The organism is Nostoc sp., from assembly GCF_036919495.1.
Classification (GTDB): domain Bacteria; phylum Cyanobacteriota; class Cyanobacteriia; order Cyanobacteriales; family Nostocaceae; genus Nostoc.
The window spans coordinates 184,790-200,587 of sequence record NZ_JBALBZ010000206.1 but is presented as its reverse complement, the minus strand read 5'-3'; the positions used below and the strand labels follow the sequence as shown (position 1 = coordinate 200,587).

At 42.4% G+C, this 15,798-nt stretch carries 16 protein-coding genes; 4 read left to right on the top strand and 12 right to left on the bottom strand.

The genetic code is table 11. From position 1 onward, the window contains the following. Positions 1–90: 90 nt before the first annotated feature. The 3 genes from V7K25_RS29390 (at position 91) to V7K25_RS29380 (ending at position 4,608) form a co-directional block, all read left to right on the top strand. Positions 91–1,545: an HlyD family secretion protein gene (locus V7K25_RS29390; RefSeq protein WP_335163078.1), complete on the top strand. Its 1,455-nt coding sequence runs from the start codon at positions 91–93 to the stop codon at positions 1,543–1,545. Positions 1,546–1,675: 130 nt separating this feature from the next. After that, positions 1,676–2,926, top strand: coding sequence for an MFS transporter (locus tag V7K25_RS29385; RefSeq protein ID WP_335163076.1), 1,251 nt, complete (start codon positions 1,676–1,678; stop codon positions 2,924–2,926). A 101-nt stretch (positions 2,927–3,027) separates the two neighbouring features. After that, positions 3,028–4,608 carry a DHA2 family efflux MFS transporter permease subunit gene (locus tag V7K25_RS29380; protein WP_335163074.1) on the top strand — a complete coding sequence of 527 codons (1,581 nt, stop codon included), beginning with the start codon at positions 3,028–3,030 and terminating at the stop codon, positions 4,606–4,608. Positions 4,609–4,635: 27 nt separating this feature from the next. Here V7K25_RS29380 and mnmE read toward each other — a convergent pair whose 3' ends face one another. Next, positions 4,636–6,030, bottom strand: coding sequence for a tRNA uridine-5-carboxymethylaminomethyl(34) synthesis GTPase MnmE (gene mnmE / locus V7K25_RS29375; RefSeq protein ID WP_335163072.1), 1,395 nt, complete (start codon positions 6,028–6,030; stop codon positions 4,636–4,638). A gap of 224 nt (positions 6,031–6,254) precedes the next feature. On the opposite strand from mnmE, the gene V7K25_RS29370 reads away from it, so the two are divergent. Next, positions 6,255–6,455, top strand: a complete 201-nt coding sequence (locus V7K25_RS29370) for a hypothetical protein (RefSeq protein WP_335163070.1) — start codon at positions 6,255–6,257, stop codon at positions 6,453–6,455. Between the two features lie 123 nt (positions 6,456–6,578). Here the strand turns inward: V7K25_RS29370 and V7K25_RS29365 are convergent, their stop codons facing one another. The 11 genes from V7K25_RS29365 to V7K25_RS29310 all read right to left on the bottom strand — a co-directional run bounded on the left by V7K25_RS29365 (position 6,579) and on the right by V7K25_RS29310 (position 15,234). Then, positions 6,579–6,707: a hypothetical protein gene (locus V7K25_RS29365; protein ID WP_335163068.1), complete on the bottom strand. Its 129-nt coding sequence runs from the start codon at positions 6,705–6,707 to the stop codon at positions 6,579–6,581. Positions 6,708–6,717: 10 nt separating this feature from the next. Next, a complete protein-coding gene (locus tag V7K25_RS29360; protein WP_335163066.1) occupies positions 6,718–6,978 on the bottom strand; it encodes a hypothetical protein in 261 nt (86 codons plus the stop codon). Between the two features lie 16 nt (positions 6,979–6,994). Continuing rightward, positions 6,995–7,180 carry a hypothetical protein gene (locus V7K25_RS29355; protein ID WP_335163064.1) on the bottom strand — a complete coding sequence of 62 codons (186 nt, stop codon included), beginning with the start codon at positions 7,178–7,180 and terminating at the stop codon, positions 6,995–6,997. Positions 7,181–7,360: 180 nt separating this feature from the next. After that, complete coding sequence (locus V7K25_RS29350) at positions 7,361–8,986, bottom strand: mucoidy inhibitor MuiA family protein (RefSeq protein WP_335163062.1); 1,626 nt, start codon at positions 8,984–8,986, stop codon at positions 7,361–7,363. Between the two features lie 114 nt (positions 8,987–9,100). Then, complete coding sequence (locus tag V7K25_RS29345; RefSeq protein ID WP_335163061.1) at positions 9,101–10,042, bottom strand: LysR family transcriptional regulator; 942 nt, start codon at positions 10,040–10,042, stop codon at positions 9,101–9,103. A gap of 243 nt (positions 10,043–10,285) precedes the next feature. Further along, positions 10,286–11,074: a BMC domain-containing protein gene (locus V7K25_RS29340; RefSeq protein ID WP_335163059.1), complete on the bottom strand. Its 789-nt coding sequence runs from the start codon at positions 11,072–11,074 to the stop codon at positions 10,286–10,288. 57 nt (positions 11,075–11,131) lie between these two features. Then, positions 11,132–11,911 carry a transferase gene (locus tag V7K25_RS29335; protein WP_335163057.1) on the bottom strand — a complete coding sequence of 260 codons (780 nt, stop codon included), beginning with the start codon at positions 11,909–11,911 and terminating at the stop codon, positions 11,132–11,134. 142 nt (positions 11,912–12,053) lie between these two features. Next, the gene (locus V7K25_RS29325) at positions 12,054–14,078 is read right to left on the bottom strand and encodes a ribulose bisphosphate carboxylase small subunit (RefSeq protein WP_442948131.1); all 2,025 of its coding nucleotides are present in this window, start codon (positions 14,076–14,078) and stop codon (positions 12,054–12,056) included. Positions 14,079–14,176: 98 nt separating this feature from the next. After that, positions 14,177–14,479, bottom strand: coding sequence for a EutN/CcmL family microcompartment protein (locus V7K25_RS29320; RefSeq protein ID WP_100899927.1), 303 nt, complete (start codon positions 14,477–14,479; stop codon positions 14,177–14,179). A 6-nt stretch (positions 14,480–14,485) separates the two neighbouring features. Then, positions 14,486–14,830 carry a carbon dioxide-concentrating mechanism protein CcmK gene (locus V7K25_RS29315; RefSeq protein ID WP_039748664.1) on the bottom strand — a complete coding sequence of 115 codons (345 nt, stop codon included), beginning with the start codon at positions 14,828–14,830 and terminating at the stop codon, positions 14,486–14,488. Positions 14,831–14,925: 95 nt separating this feature from the next. Continuing rightward, positions 14,926–15,234, bottom strand: coding sequence for a carbon dioxide-concentrating mechanism protein CcmK (locus tag V7K25_RS29310; RefSeq protein WP_190891121.1), 309 nt, complete (start codon positions 15,232–15,234; stop codon positions 14,926–14,928). Positions 15,235–15,798: the final 564 nt, after the last annotated feature.

The window sequence follows — 15,798 nt, the reverse complement described above, 5'->3', positions numbered from 1 at the left end:
AGGAAATAAGAATTTTTTTCAGGAAATACTACGCATTCTAAATAAAAGCCTATCAATCAAATTACTGCACGAAGAAACAAGTTAAGAATCATGAAAACTAATACTTTTAACGGACGCAACGGACACAAAACCCCAGTTATCGAAAAACAATTGATTCCTGATTCCGAGACTTTAGAAACTGTGACAGCAGAATCACCTGTCGTAACACCTGAGATAGAGAAAGAAAAAGAAGCTCCACCGAAGCGGAAAAGACCGAATAGTTTAATTTTGGCAGCATTAGGTGTGGGTGCGATCGCCGCAGGTGGTTTTGGTTATCACTATTGGCAGTACGCCTCCATCCACCAAGAAACGGATAACGCTACCGTTGTCGGAAACATTCACCAAGTTAGCAGCCGCATTCCAGGAACTGTAAGTGAAGTGCTGGTGAATGATAACCAACTGGTGCAACCAGGACAATTGTTGGTGAAGTTAGATCCACGGGACTATCAAAGTCAGGTACAACAAGCACAAGCCGCCCTAGAAAATGCTCGTGGACAGGCACAAGCTGCCCAAGCAAATATTGCCTTAACTTCACAAACCACTACGGGTAAGACAACTCAAGCGCAGGGTGATGTTAGCAGTGCGGTAGCAGCAATTTCTACAGCCCAAGCAGCAGTACAAGAAGCCCAAGCTGGGATTCCCGCCGCCCAAGCAGCAGTACAAGAAGCTCAAGCTGGGATTCCTGCGGCCCAAGCGCAGGTAGCGCAAACAAATGCGAATTTGGAAAAAGCCCAAGCAGATTACAATCGTTACAACCAATTGTATAAAACAGGTGCGATTCCTCGCCAGCAGCTAGATACAGCCAAGGCAGCTTATGATGTGGCTACCGCCCAGAAAAGCGCCGCGATTCAGGGAGTACAACAAGCCCAAGCCAAGTTAGCCTCTGCCAAAGTTGGTGTAGCTCAAGCCCAGTCTCAATTAGCACAGGCGCAAGAAAATGTTACCAATGCCCAAGCTAAATTGGCAGCATCTAAGGGAGGATTGCAACAAGCTACGGCAGGTGGACAAGATACCACAGTGAAACGTAGCCAATATGAAGCGGCAAAAGCGGCGATCGCACAATCGGAGGCATCGCTCAAAAACGCACAATTGCAACTATCTTATGTTAATATTACCGCTCCTAGTGCCGGACGAGTCGGTAGAAAAACTGTGGAAATTGGCAACCGAGTCCAAGCGGGAACACCATTAATGGCGATCGTGGATAACAACTATTGGGTAGTTGCGAACTTCAAAGAAACTCAATTAGAAAAAATGCGCCCAGGAGAACCAGTAGAAATTAAGCTCGATAGTTTCCCTCATCACACCTTTGTTGGTCGTCTTGACAGTATTTCGCCAGCTTCCGGCGCTCAGTTTGCTTTATTACCACCGGATAATGCTACAGGGAACTTTACCAAAGTTGTGCAGCGCATTCCAGTAAAAGTAGTTTTTGACCAAAAGAGCATTCAAGGATACGAATCGCGGATTACTCCGGGGATGTCTGCGGAAGTTGCTGTGGAAGTCAAGTAATAGCAAGTTGGCTGCAAACGGATGAAAAACCTCTTTCTGCTTACGACATTCTCATACATCTAAAGAGAGGGGTATAGAGATAGGGTGAGATGATATTTATGAAAGCAGATTGGTATAAAGCAAGCCTGACATGAAAAAACCGCTACTACCTGCTTTAAGGTCAAGAAACTACCAGTTGTTTTTTGCCGGACAAGGTATTTCCCTAATTGGGACGTGGATGACGCAACTTGCCACGATTTGGCTAGTTTATGACTTGACAAATTCCCCATTAATGCTAGGAGTTGTGGGATTTTCGAGCCAAATTCCTAGCTTTTTTTTAGCTCCCTTCGGCGGAGTATTTGTAGATCGCTTTTCTCGGTATCGTACCTTAATTAGTACGCAAGTCTTGGCGATGATTCAATCGTTAACATTAGCAGCGCTGGCGCTAACTGGTACGATTCAGGTATGGCAGATCATCGCCTTGAGTTTGCTTCAAGGATTTATTAACGCCTTAGATGCGCCAGCCCGCCAAGCATTTGTGCCAGAATTGGTTGAACGTAGAGAAGATTTAGGCAATGCGATCGCTATCAACTCTACGATGATCAACGGTGCTAGATTAATTGGCCCTGCGATCGGGGGTTTACTAATTGCCAGGGTTGGAACTGCTTATTGTTTTTTATTTGATGGTTTGAGCTACATTGCTGTAATTGCCGCTTTATTGGCAATGAAAGTTAAACCTTGGAAAAATGTAGTAACCGAAGGTAATCCCTTACAAAAAGTCAAAGAGGGATTTGTATATGCGTTTAGCTTTCCACCGATTCGGGCAATCTTATTACTATCAGCTTTAGTTAGCCTCATGGGGCTGCAAAACACTATTCTCGTACCAGTTATTGCAGAACAAGTTCTCAAAGGTGGTGCAGAAAGTTTGGGTTTTTTGATGGCAGCTTCTGGAGTTGGAGCCTTAACTGGTGGTATTTATCTGACTACGCGCCAAACAATCTTAGGAATTGGTAAATTGATTGCTTTAGCACCAGCAATTTTAGGAATTGGTCTAATTGCCTTTTCATTGTCTCGATTTTTACCACTCTCTTTATTTACAATGTTATTTGTTGGCTTAGGTACAATTCTCCAAATTGCTGCTAGCAATACCTTTTTACAAACAATTGTTGAAGATGACAAACGTGGGCGATTGATGAGCTTATACACAATGTCATTTTTGGGGATGATTCCCGTGGGTAATTTATTGGGAGGCTTTTTAGCCAGTCATATCGGCGCTCCCAACACTTTAATAATTGATGGTATAGTTTGCATTTTAGGGTCAATCATTTTTACCAGAGAGTTGCCTGCTTTAAGGAAAATGATGCGTCCAATTTATGAGCAAAAGGGTATTATCAAAGCTTAGAAATTTTAAATAGGAACCAATTTTAATTTTGCTGTGCAGAGAGAAGGATAAAATTTAATAAGAGATTTTTTACAACTTAAGTTTGAAACAGGAAAAACACTATGGCTAATACAGGAGTAATTCGTCAGCAAGCACCACCAGAGAGTGTACCGCTAAGAACCTGGATTGGTGTATTAGCCAGTATGCTTGGTGCATTTATGGCGGTATTGGATATTCAAATAACTAATGCTTCGCTGCAAGATATTCAAGCAAGTTTAGGAGCAACCCTAGAAGAAGGTTCTTGGATTTCTACAGCGTATCTTGTAGCAGAAATTGTGGTAATTCCTCTAACAGGATGGTTATCACGGGTATTTTCTTTACGCCGTTATTTAGTAGTAAATACTGCACTATTTATTTTCTTTTCTATATGCTGTGCTTGGTCGTGGGATCTCAATTCCATGATTTTCTTTCGCGCCTTACAAGGTTTGAGCGGAGGAGTATTAATTCCCACCGCTATGACAGTTGTATTAACGACTTTACCCCAATCTAAGCAATCAGTGGGACTAGCTGCATTTGGCTTTAGTGCAGTTTTTGCACCTTCAATTGGCCCAACATTAGGAGGTTGGTTAACAGAAAACTTTGGTTGGGAATACAACTTTTACATAAATGTAATTCCAGGAGCATTAATGCTAGCTGGTGTTTGGTATGGAATTAAGCAAGAAAAACCCCAAATTAATTTACTGAAACAAGGTGACTGGTGGGGAATTATTGCGATGGCTATTGGGTTAGGTTCCCTGCAAGTTGTTTTAGAAGAAGGTAGCCGCAAAGATTGGTTTGGTTCAGCGTTGATTGTCCGCTTAACTGTAATTGCAGTAATTTTTTTGGCGATATTTTTCTATATTGAATTAACTCGAAAGCAACCATTTATTAATCTACGGCTTTTGTCTAGACGTAACTTTGGTTTAGCCAGTATTGTCAATGTGTCGTTAGGGATAGGATTGTATGGTTCAATTTATATTTTACCGTTGTATCTTGCCCAAATTCAACAATACAATGCCCTGCAAATTGGTGAAGTGTTAATTTGGGCTGGTATTCCTCAACTGTTTATTATTCCCCTTATTCCCAAATTGATGCAACGCATTGATGTGCGGTTAATGGTAGCCGTTGGTGTAGCTTTATTTTCCATCAGTGCATTTATGAACTCTGGAATGACTAATGAAACAGGATTAGATCAATTACGGTGGTCACAATTCGTGCGTGCAATGGGACAACCCCTAATTATGGTACCGCTTAGTTCTATTGCCACTGGTGGATTAAGTCCAAAAGAAGCAGGTTCGGCAAGTGGTTTATTTAATATGATGCGAAATATGGGCGGTTCTATCGGAATTGCTTCTTTAGCAACTTTATTAGCAAACAGAGAGCAATTTCACTCGAATAGATTGGGTGATGGAATATCTTTATATAACCCAGAAACTCAACAGCGAATTGACCAAATGACGCAGTATTTTGTCAGTAAGGGAACAGATTTAAGTACAGCACAAAATCAAGCGATCGCATCTATATCTAATATAGTTCGCCGGGAAGCATTTGTAATGGCTTTTAACGATTGTTTTTATTTTATTGGCATTGCTTTGTTAGTCAGTGGACTTGCCGTTTTATTTTTCAAAAAGGTGAAGCCAACTGGTGGCACTGTCGCTCATTAAATTTGTTCTATGTCTATTATAGATAGATTACTTTCCAATACAAAATTTGCTAAAAATCTTATCTAAAACTGATTCTGTAACCTCTTCGCCAGTAATTTCTCCTAGTGCTTGAATCGCACCCCGTAAGTCAATTGTCCAGAAATCAAGAGGTAACTGCTGGGCAATTGTTGCTTGTACTTGTTCTAAAGAAATTTTCGCTTGAGTTAAGGCTGCTGCTTGCCTTTGATTGATGGCTAAATCCATATCAGCAGCTTGGACTTTTCCCGATTTAACTATCTCTAAAATTGCTGTTTCTAAAGCATCAATGCCTTGGTTTTGGGCTGCGGCTGTGAAAATTTTAGATTTTGGATTTGGAATTTTGGATTGAAGATATTTGCTTTCGTCTTTTTCTAATAAATCGATTTTGTTAATAACTAGAATTAATGGACGGTGTTGCACCTGTTCGTAAATTTCTTGATCGCCTTCCGTCCAACCGGCTGAAGCGTCAATGGTAAGCAAGACTAAATCAGCTGCATTGGCAGCCCGACGCGATCGCTCGACGCCAATTTTTTCTACTTGGTCTGTTGTTTCCCGAATCCCTGCTGTATCTAGCACTTGTACGGGAATTCCCCCGACAACTAATTGCGATTCCACCACATCGCGGGTTGTACCGGGTAAGTCAGTTACAATAGCGCGATCGCTCTGGCTCCAAGCGTTCAATAAGCTCGACTTACCCACATTCGGACGCCCCACAATTGCCACTTTTAAACCTGTGCGTAGCAACTCACCTTTGTCTTTGGTTGCCAATAACCTAGTTATTTCTGCGGCAATTTTCTCAATTTCTGATATTATGACTTTATCATCCAAGGGAGGTAAGTCTTCCTCAAAATCAATTCGAGCTTCGATTTCTGCCAAAATATCTAAACAGTTGGCGCGTAACTGCCGGATCGGATGAGCTAATTTTCCCTGCAAACCAGCTAAGGCAGTTTGGGCAGCTTGAGGCGATTTAGCTCCCACTAAATCAGCAATACCTTCGGCTTGAGTTAGATCCAATCGCCCATTCAAAAAGGCGCGGAGAGTAAATTCTCCCGGTTGGGCTAGTCTAGCGCCGTTTTCCAAACACAGTTGTAATACCTGCTGCACTGCCATAATTCCCCCGTGGCAATGGAATTCCACCACATCTTCACGGGTGTAAGAACGGGGTGCTTTCATAATCAACAATAGGGCTTCATCTACCAGTTGTTGCGTCTGGGGATGGCGAATGTAACCGTAGAGAATCTGGTGACTTTCCCAAACTTGTCGCCCTGGTGCATGAAAGAGAGTTTGGGCTAGAGCCATTGCTTGGGAACCGGACACCCGCACAATACCAACACTACCCTGCTGGGGGACAACAGCAGTAGCGATCGCAGCGATAGTTCCAGTAGTAGCAAAAACTTCTGACATGAGCGCCCTTCATAAGAGTGAAAACTTAGGAGTCAAAATCATAACTCATAACTGATAACTTTCTAAATGGTAAGTATTTAGACTAATGGGATGGCAACTGCCAAGGTAAAATTTACCTGGAAGGTAATGCCTGATAGTAAAGAGTTAGGAGTGAAAATTATAACTCCTGTACAGACGCGATTAATCGCGTTTCTGCTCATAACTTTTAGAGAGAGGAATTTATTGTGGAGCAAAAAATTAACTGCGCTGTAGCCTGTGTTAACGGGTGTGTTTTAGGGAATAAATGCCCCAATATCGAGTTTAGAGAGGCCGCTACAAAATTTATTGAAGAGACTCCCCTAGATCAAATGTTGGAGTTGGCACAAGAACGCCTGCGTAAAAAAATGACAGAACCGCCAAAATGGGTTCTTCCTGAAGATATATAGCATTTGCGCCAACAGGCTCAAGCAATATAGCGCAAAGGTTAAATAGTATCTGGATCTATATTTAATTCTCGCAGTTTTGCTGCCAAGCGATCGCTACTTTGATGACAACCTTATAACCAAGTCTCAACTTAAGGATTTATGCCTTTGCGATCGCTTCTGGCCGCTATTCTGGTAACTAGGCTTCACAGATAGGTTTTGCAACTTATCTAAGATATTGACCAATAATTGTGGTGCAGTTGTTGACTGTGCCACACTAACACATTTAGTATTTTGCCTGAACTGCAAGGTCATCCATTTGTTTGATTGCATTCCAATCAATCACAGCAACCCATAACTTTTCTTCAGTGGAATACTGTAACACTCCCTCTACTTCTAAATCCTCACTATATAATGTGAGCAATTTTCCGTCTTGCAATTTAATGTTCTGACGAGCTAGGTCTTCAACTGTGCCAATACAGTTTAAACGTAGGCGACCCTGAATATCAGCATTATGAAAATCAGCAAAGATTCTAGGCGTATTCATAAGCTTTCTCTAATGACTATTGTTGTCGTGCTGGATTTGGATATGTGGGCGTAAGAAGATTGCTAATTTTTTCAGGGGTTAAGCCACTCAAAGTAGCATGATGTGGGCTTTTTCCTGATGTTCGGATTACATCTCCTCCTGCTTTGCGAACCTCACTTACTGTTCTAACACCAACCTGCCCATGAGGAATATCTATTGCCAAGTTCAGAAGTAGAGATTTCTAGGAACAGAAGATATGCTTTAATTTTATTCTGAATAGATGCTTCAATCTAATTCTTTAACTGAATAGATGCTTCAATCTGATTCTTTAAATTCTCCCAATTCTCCATCATGCTTGTTGATATTTAGTTTTTTAGATAAAAACTATTGTTATTGATATTGTTTAAATATCTAACCCAACAACCATTAACTCAGGCGGATGTTCAACAATGAACTGGTAAGATATCTCTCGTCGCTCCTGGGGTGGAAGAGTTAACTGCCATTCTAAAATCCCCATTTCACCAAGTTGAATTTGCGGATTGCTACGGCTCAGACGTACTTTAATTTGCTCGTTGCGACTAACTGGTAATTGTTCAGTTAGTTTTAGATTTACTTCTTTCTCTAATAAGTTAGTAATGAATAACCGATAAATATAAGTAATCCGGCGCTGGTTACCAATCAATCTTTTATCTACCAGACGTTCAACCAAATCGCGCTCAATTTTAAAACCTTCATCAATCCCTAAGTTCAGTTTGAATTCTTGCCCAGGTGCAATATTTTCTAACTGAGTTGTCCCAATAAAAACATTGTCGCGGAAAATATTTGCTTTGCCTGGTAACAGAGTCGCACCGTTGGGATTATTCTTTACATTAGCTTGTAGATAAGCAAAACTTACCAAACGCGGCATTGCCACATAATCGAAGTTACAAGGATAATCATCATTGAAAATTGTAGTTTTATGAGGTGCGCCATCACTGGGAATGTTACCGCCACCATTTAATTTAAAGGTAACTACACTCCCTTCTTTGGATAGTTCTGCTGTAACTGTTTCTGCTGGGATAAGACTATCCTCTATAACTTCGTCTTGTTCTTGCCAATCTGCTCTAGCAGCAGAAGCAGGCGGTTCTGCTATGGGAGGTAGCAATGGTGGTTGGGCAGAAAATCGTCGCTGTCGCAACATTTGGGGACGTGGAGCATCAATATACCAGGGTTCAAGTTTGGGTGGGAGTGTACCTAATCCTGGTTTCGCGGTAGAAAGGGTGAGATTTGCACCAATCCAATCTTCGCCAGTGCTTTGAGTGATTTCTGCAAGGTAGCTCAGATGGACAATATCGCTGGTGGTGCTAAAGCGCAAGTCATATAGCGGAGTCCAACTGGCGCGATTCACCAAATATGATATTTCTAGCTCAAACTCGCCTTCACCTGTAACTTCAACTCCTACAACTAAGCTAAAACTCTCTTTAGCATGGGGTGTTTGGATTATTTGCAGTGAGGTGTGGACTGCTTGCAGTTGTTTGTCTAATTCCTGCTGTTGAGTTTTGCACTCTCCAGATGCGATCGCATACTCACTATACTGGCTTCCGAGAAAGTTCAAAAAATCTAAAGTTTCGCTAAGGCTGAGATTTTTCCGAGACAAACTCTGTGCAAAGGGTTCCTCTGTTTTTTCACGCAACCCATCGATAAAACTAGACTGCAATGCTAAAGCATCGACTTGGGCTTGCAGGTGACGTTTTTCTGCTTCTAACTGCTGAATTTGCCTTGTAAAATCTGCAATCTCCGCCACAGGTTCAGTAGTGTAGATGCGATCGCTACTTACTCCCACTAAACGCACCCCTACCGTACCAGTACCACTAACCCTGACAGACTCAGTTTCCATCTCTGGCACTGGGGTAATTACTAGTTCCTGTTCAATTCCTGTTAAATCAACTACACCCCGCCGTGTAACCAATGCTCTGTCAGCATATACGGTAACAGCTACAATCTCGCTTTGTACTGTTTTGCGCCAAGACGGTATTTCCGGGTTAACCACTGCCAGTTTTCCCCCATTTTTAATGGTTCTGCTGGTTAATTGTCAATGCTTCCCGGTCTAGCCGTCAACCCCTTGAGGTAATTCGTAATTTGTAATTCCTAATTAGGAATTATTTTACTCGTGATTTAGCTCAAATGTACTAGAAGCAGTATCAGCGTTTTGCTCTACAAAGTTCTTTGCCGCAGCTAGGAGATATTCATAATAGGCACGAGCGACGATCGATAGCTGCTTGCCAGATGGGTAAACCATGTACCAATTTCGGTGAATGGGGAAATGTTGTACATCTAAAATGCTAAACTCTGAGGCGTCTAATAGTAAGGTATGACGGGATAAAACAGAAATTCCTAAACCACCTGCGATCGCTTGTTTAATTGCTTCGTTACTTCCCAATTCCAGCTTGACTTTTACTGTCACCCCTTGTTCTTCAAATAGACTTTGGACGGCCCGACGAGTTCCTGAACCTGGTTCCCGCATAATAAAAGGTTCGTTAGACAGGCGTTGAATCGGAATATTTTTTTCTTTGGATAACGGATGATTAACTGGTGCAAAGACTATCAAAGGGTTTTCTAAAAATGGTTCACAAGTCACATCCATATTGTCTGGAACTTGGCTCATAATATATAAGTCGTCCAGATTGTTACTCATCCGTTCCAAGATTTGCTCGTGATTCGTTACTTGCAGAGAGATATCAATCCCTGGATAAAGTTTGCAAAACGGCCCTAATAAACGTGGGATAAAATATTTTGCTGTTGTAATAACTGCCAAACGTAATTGTCCTTGTTTTAGCCCTTTTAAATCTGCTACCTTCATTTCATACTGGGCTATATTTTCAAAAATCTGCCGACAAGTAGTAAATAATTCTCGTCCTGCCTCGGTGAGATACAACCGCTTCCCCACTTGCTCAAATAATGGCAACCCTACCGATTTTGTGAGTTGCTTAATCTGCATCGAAACGGTAGGTTGGGTGAGAAACAATTCCTCAGCAGCGCGAGTAAAGCTACTGTGCCGTGCCGCCGCCTCGAATACCTTTAACTGGTGCAGCGTCGCTTGCTTCAAAGGTGGTTCTCCTGTAAATAGCTATTCATCGATATAAAACTAGATTACTAAACACTTGCAAATGTTATAGCAATGCTCATAGAAAATTATGAGTTTTATATATTATAGATAAAACTCTATCACTTCTATTAAAACAAAGGTATTTTATTTATAGATTTAAGAAGCTATTATCAGAACAACAAGAAAAGCGTAAGATTCCTTCCACTTCCCGATGAATGATGATTTTCCCAAATTCATCTATCATCATTCATCATTCCATAATTCTTCGGCAATTTTTGTCGGGAGCTTGGTTAAATCTGGTAATCTTAGTACTTCAATTTCGGCAACTTGTTCTTTAATATTCACTGGTAAGTTTAACGGTTCGCGTTCTTCTATCCAGCAACTTGCTAATGGTAAGGTTTGCTCCATTTCGTCTAGCGGCCGGGGAATTACCATCACTGCATTTAATTCTCCAATGCGTTCTGCCTCAAACATTCCCGCTTCCACAGCTACTGCTACATTTGCTACGGAACCCCGAATAATAGCTGTACACAAACCCCCACCAATTTTTTCATAAGCTGCCAAATGAACATCAGCAGCTTTGAGCATGGCATCACATGCTCCTACCATCGCCGGAAATCCTCGCGTTTCTACCAAACCAATTGCTTGATTACTGAGACGACTGTAATTCCCCTCTTCCATCAATTTAGTAAAACGAGTTGTGATGGGAAGTACTATATCTAGGTTTGGATAAGGTCGGGGAATCACCAAGCTAGAAACCAACTGACCAAACTGTTCAGCCGTTTGGACACCAGATTCTACCGCAAGACGCACGTCAGCAATTCCACCCCGGACGATCGCAGTACAATATCCACCACCTATTTTTTCATACCCAACTAGATGAACTCCTGCTGATTTCAGCATCATATCCGCCGTCCCAACTATTGCTGGAAAGCTGCGGGTAGAAACTAAACCTAAAGCAGTGTCCTGGAAGGTTTCTTGACTACTCGCTCCCTGTCTGGTAATCATAGACCGTTGATTAGATGTTTCCATTATGAACTTTCCCAGATAATCACAAAGCCGACAACTTACAATTAACACTTACTCGGACTAATCGTCATTTGGGTCGCTCAAGGATTGTCTATGGGGAAACAATGTAGTCAACAGCCGGTGTATGCTCCCTTGCCCATAAATTTGAGTCCCGAAACCGTTAGAGGGTTCTGTAGCTAGCTGATTGGGGTCTGAGTCATATTCTGTAGACTCTTGGGCAGATTGTTGCAAGGTGGAGTCAGGATCATTGGCGGGTTCCTCTACGGGAGGAGGCTGGCTTTCTGGAGTGGCGGGAGATTTAAAGTAAGAAATCGACTTATTTTGTTTAAAATCCAAAAAAGCCGAAGCTGAGAATTTAGTTGAGGAAACTTCTTTTTCCTTACCTCCCCCTAAGCCATTTTCCTCTTCCTTCTGCGGTGCCGCACTTGTAGCCGTAGGGTTATTCGTGGATAATTCTGGTTGCTTTGTTTGGGCTGTTTGGGCAATTTGCCGACTGGTGTCTCCTAAAATCGAACCAGGTGCAATTACTTGTCCAGGTTCAACTGAACAGTTAAAAACTGTTGTCGCTGCACCGATGCAAGCATTTGCTCCAATTTTGCCTTTGCCAACCATCAAAAAACCGGCTCCCAAGTTTGCGCCTGTTTCTACCTCTAGGGTTCCTTCATGGACTTGGAGAATTGCTCCCATCCCAATACAGACCCCTGGCCCAATGATGATCTTGCTGTTTACAGCCGCTTGGAGGATCACCCCAGGTGCAAGTACTGCGCTTGGATGAATAGTCACCTCACCACTAATGAAAGAATCAAAGTTATTGCTGAGGCGCAGTAGCGGCACAGACATGGAAATTTTAACCTCGGAAGCCGGAATGGGGAAGAGGGGGAAGAGGGCAGGGCGCAGGGGGAGCAGGGGAGGAAGAATTATTTATTGATTAATCTACCAATGACCAATGCCCCACTCCCTACTCTCCACTCTCCACTCCCTACTATGGTCTTTGAATAATCGTTTCTAATACCCGACGCTTGGCTTTGGGGTCAATACCAATTAGGCGCACATATTCCCCTTGGTATTCGCCAAGGTGTCCTTCTACGGCTGCGATCGCTTCTCTTTCTGAGGAGGCTTGAATCTGACCGGTACTAGTCCAGGAACCTGTACGGAACCGCCGTTGGTCTACGTGTTCAAGGCTAATTTTAGAGCCGCCAGCCAATAATTGTCGGAGTTGGTCTACAACTTCACTACTCAAGCGGGTACTGGTAGCTGTTGCTGTTGCTGTTGCTGTTGCCTTAGCAGAAGGCGCACTGCTAGTAAATGATTTCTGACTGCCAGAGGAGGCTACTTGACCATTTGGACGTTGGATTATGGTCTCTAATACCCGCCGTTTGGCTTTGGGGTCAATACCAATTAAGCGTACATATTCCCCTTGGTATTCGCCAAGGTGTCCTTCTATAGCTGCGATAGCTTCTCTTTCTGAGGAGGCTTGAATTTGACCAGTACTAGTCCAGGAACCTGTACGGAACCGCCGTTGGTCTACGTGTTCAAGGCTAATTTTATACCCGCTAGCCAATAATTGCCGGAGTTGGTCTACAACTTCTCTACTTAAATGGTTACTGCTAGCTGTTGCCGTAGCATTACCAGAGGTTCTACTACTAGTAAATGATTTCTGACTACCAGAGGAGGCTACTTGACCATTTGGACGTTGGATAATCGTTTCTAATACCCGCCGTTTGGCTTTGGTATCAATACCGATTAAACGCACATACTCGCCTTGATGGCTTTCTATACATTCTTCCAAGCCGGAAATTACTTGATTTATGGAAGTTGCTTCAATTGGCTTGCAGCTAGTCCAAGAACCAGTGCGGAAACGGCGCTCGTCTACGTGTTCCATGCCAATTTTGTAACCACCTGCCAAAAGTTGGCGGATTTGCTCTACAGTTTCGCCATTGACTTTGCCACTGTTAGAGCCGTTACTATTACCATTACTGCTATAGCTGCCATTGCTATGACTACTGTTATAACTACTAGCCGGAGCCTTAAAATTGCTAGCTGGTTTAACATCACCATCCGGGCGTTGGATGATGCTTTCTAACACACGTCGTCTATCTTTGTCAATACCAAACAGGCGGACATACTCGCCGCTATGCTCGCTGACACAGCTTTCTAATGCTGCGATCGCTTCACCAATGGATCTCGGTTCAATTGGTTGGCAACTAGTCCAAGAACCCGTGCGGAACCGTCTTTGATCTACGTGTTCTGTACCAATCTTATACCCTTGTTCCAATAGATAGCGCACCTGCTCTATTGTTTCTGTACCCAAGCTATTGCTCGCCACTTCACTACTCCTTTCTAGCTCTAAAACAGTAACACCATTACCCTTATAAGATTTAGTGTTTTCATCCCGAATTGGTGCAATACATTTGCTATCCGCAGCACAAAGATAACCAGCTCGCAGCGCCTGATTAATTCCAACCACATGATGAGCAAAGTCCTTATCCTGATCTTGCACATCTGGCAAGCGGTCAGCTTGCTGCTGATTGGTAATGATCGCTCCCGAAGGTACATACTTACCTGCGGGAATTTCTACATCTTGAATCAAAGTGTGCATCATTACGATGCAACCTGCACCCACCCTGGCATTAAACACCGTAGAGCGGAAGCCAATGAAGGAATTATCCCCTACATAAGCTGGGCCGTGAATTAGAGCCATGTGGGTAATGCAACTGTTTTTACCTACCCACACCGAGTATTGATTTTGATCGTCGCCAATTACTCGACCTTGCTCCAACCCATGAATCACAACACCATCTTGAATATTAGTGTTTTCACCAATATAAAAAGGTGTGCCTTCATCCGCTCTAATCGTAGTCCCTGGAGCAACGATTACATTTGCACCTATCCGTACATCTCCAATCAGATTGGAAAATGAATGCACAAAGGCTGTTTCATGGATTTTGGCTTCAGCTAAATTCCTCGACCACGGGGTTGGAGGTGCCGCCGTGCTGCGGACTGCCATTTCGAGATTCCTCCTGTATTGTCATTTGTCATTTGTCATTTGTCCTTTGTCATTTGCCTTTTGTCGAGAGCTAATGACTAATGACTAATGACTAATGACTATCGATATTGATCTTTTTTGCTGTAAATGAGGCGATCTTCAACGTGAATAGTATCTATGATTGCTACTACCACTGCATCTAATGGTCGCTGTTCATTGCCAATAACTTGACGAGCGGCACTGCCACGACTGACAAGTACCCACTCATCCACTCCTGCTCCCACACTATCTGCTGCTACCTCGTATTGTGGCAGGATGTTTCCGTCTTCATCCACTAATTGTAACAACAGTAGTTTTACACCTCGAAGACTTGGATCTTTTTGCGTACTAACTACTGTGCCGCGAACTTTGGCGACTTGCATTACAAATTACGGTCTTCTACCGAAAGGACGAATTGCATTCACATTTTCCCGGAATTGCTCTACATCTTCGGTATAACGAATTGGTAGGACGTATTCTAAGTTTTCGTGAGGACGAGCAATGATGTGAGTAGACAACACTTGTCCGCCGTTGACTCGCTTCACTGATTCAACACCAGCGCCTACGGAAGCTTGCACTTCCGACACATCACCCCGAACAATTACGGTAACTCGACCACTGCCGATTTTTTCATAGCCTACTAGAGTAACACGGGCAGCTTTCACCATTGCATCAGCAGCTTCCACTACTGCTGGAAAGCCTAGCGTTTCAACCATTCCCACTGCAATTGACATTAGATTTTAATCCCTATTTAAAGTTTTTAGCCTTGGACAAAAGAAAGCGATGCTCAAAAAGGTAAAGAGTGTTAATTACTTTATTTAAACAGCTTTTAGGTACGGAACTGTTCCACAGCTTCTGTGTAACGTATCGGCAATACGTATTCTAGGTTTTCGTGAGGACGAGCAATGATGTGAGTAGATAACACTTCACCACCATTTACTCTTTTCGCCGCTTCAACCCCAGCAGCTACGGAAGCTTGTACTTCCGATACATCTCCCCTAACTATCACGGTGACGCGAGCGCTACCAATTTTTTCATACCCTACTAAAGTCACACGGGCGGCTTTCACCATCGCATCAGCAGCTTCCACTACTGCTGGAAAGCCCTTCGTTTCAATCATCCCAACTGCAATTGGCATCGCAGAACTCCTACAATATTAATCCAATCTGTACTGTCGCTTGAAATTTTTGACGGGGAGAGCTTTATCTTAATAGCTAAGAAAACACTTCCAAATTAAGCATATGAAAGGTTGGCCTTCCTGGCAATATAAATTACTATAATAGTTTATGATAAGAAAGTTTTAAAAAACTTAACAAAAATTTATCTGTCCTCCTGAGCAATTAAAGTTCACTGATTCCTAGAGGAGGCACTTATGCTTTATAATTTCTTTATCACATTTACAAAATCGACATTCATAACCAAGGGTAATTTTATCTGGGGAGGGAAGACAAGCTGCTATATCTTATGCTCTGTCTAGGTTATGCCAATTTTTGGTATATGTACAAGGACTAAGTAAAAAATATATAATTTTTTCAAATATATCGTATAAATTACTTTGTTCAAAGTAGAAATAAAAATGTAAAAACAAAGGTTACTTTAAAGCAAGTAAATGCTTTAACCTATGTGAAGTTATATTTTATTGAAGTTTAATAGGGGAAAGTAAAGTAAAAATACTTAATGATATTTTACTTCAAATTAAGAA

Excerpts from the sequence above, each read along its gene's own strand:
- V7K25_RS29315 (WP_039748664.1), bottom strand. The coding sequence starts at position 14,830 with ATGTCAATTGCAGTGGGAATGGTTGAAACGCTAGGCTTTCCAGCAGTA.
- V7K25_RS29385 (WP_335163076.1), top strand. The coding sequence starts at position 1,676 with ATGAAAAAACCGCTACTACCTGCTTTAAGGTCAAGAAACTACCAGTTG.
- V7K25_RS29320 (WP_100899927.1), bottom strand. The coding sequence starts at position 14,479 with ATGCAAGTCGCCAAAGTTCGCGGCACAGTAGTTAGTACGCAAAAAGAT.
- V7K25_RS29360 (WP_335163066.1), bottom strand. The coding sequence starts at position 6,978 with ATGAATACGCCTAGAATCTTTGCTGATTTTCATAATGCTGATATTCAG.
- V7K25_RS29335 (WP_335163057.1), bottom strand. The coding sequence starts at position 11,911 with ATGTCTGTGCCGCTACTGCGCCTCAGCAATAACTTTGATTCTTTCATT.
- V7K25_RS29325 (WP_442948131.1), bottom strand. The coding sequence starts at position 14,078 with ATGGCAGTCCGCAGCACGGCGGCACCTCCAACCCCGTGGTCGAGGAAT.
- V7K25_RS29340 (WP_335163059.1), bottom strand. The coding sequence starts at position 11,074 with ATGGAAACATCTAATCAACGGTCTATGATTACCAGACAGGGAGCGAGT.
- V7K25_RS29310 (WP_190891121.1), bottom strand. The coding sequence starts at position 15,234 with ATGCCAATTGCAGTTGGGATGATTGAAACGAAGGGCTTTCCAGCAGTA.
- V7K25_RS29390 (WP_335163078.1), top strand. The coding sequence starts at position 91 with ATGAAAACTAATACTTTTAACGGACGCAACGGACACAAAACCCCAGTT.
- mnmE (WP_335163072.1), bottom strand. The coding sequence starts at position 6,030 with ATGTCAGAAGTTTTTGCTACTACTGGAACTATCGCTGCGATCGCTACT.
- V7K25_RS29380 (WP_335163074.1), top strand. The coding sequence starts at position 3,028 with ATGGCTAATACAGGAGTAATTCGTCAGCAAGCACCACCAGAGAGTGTA.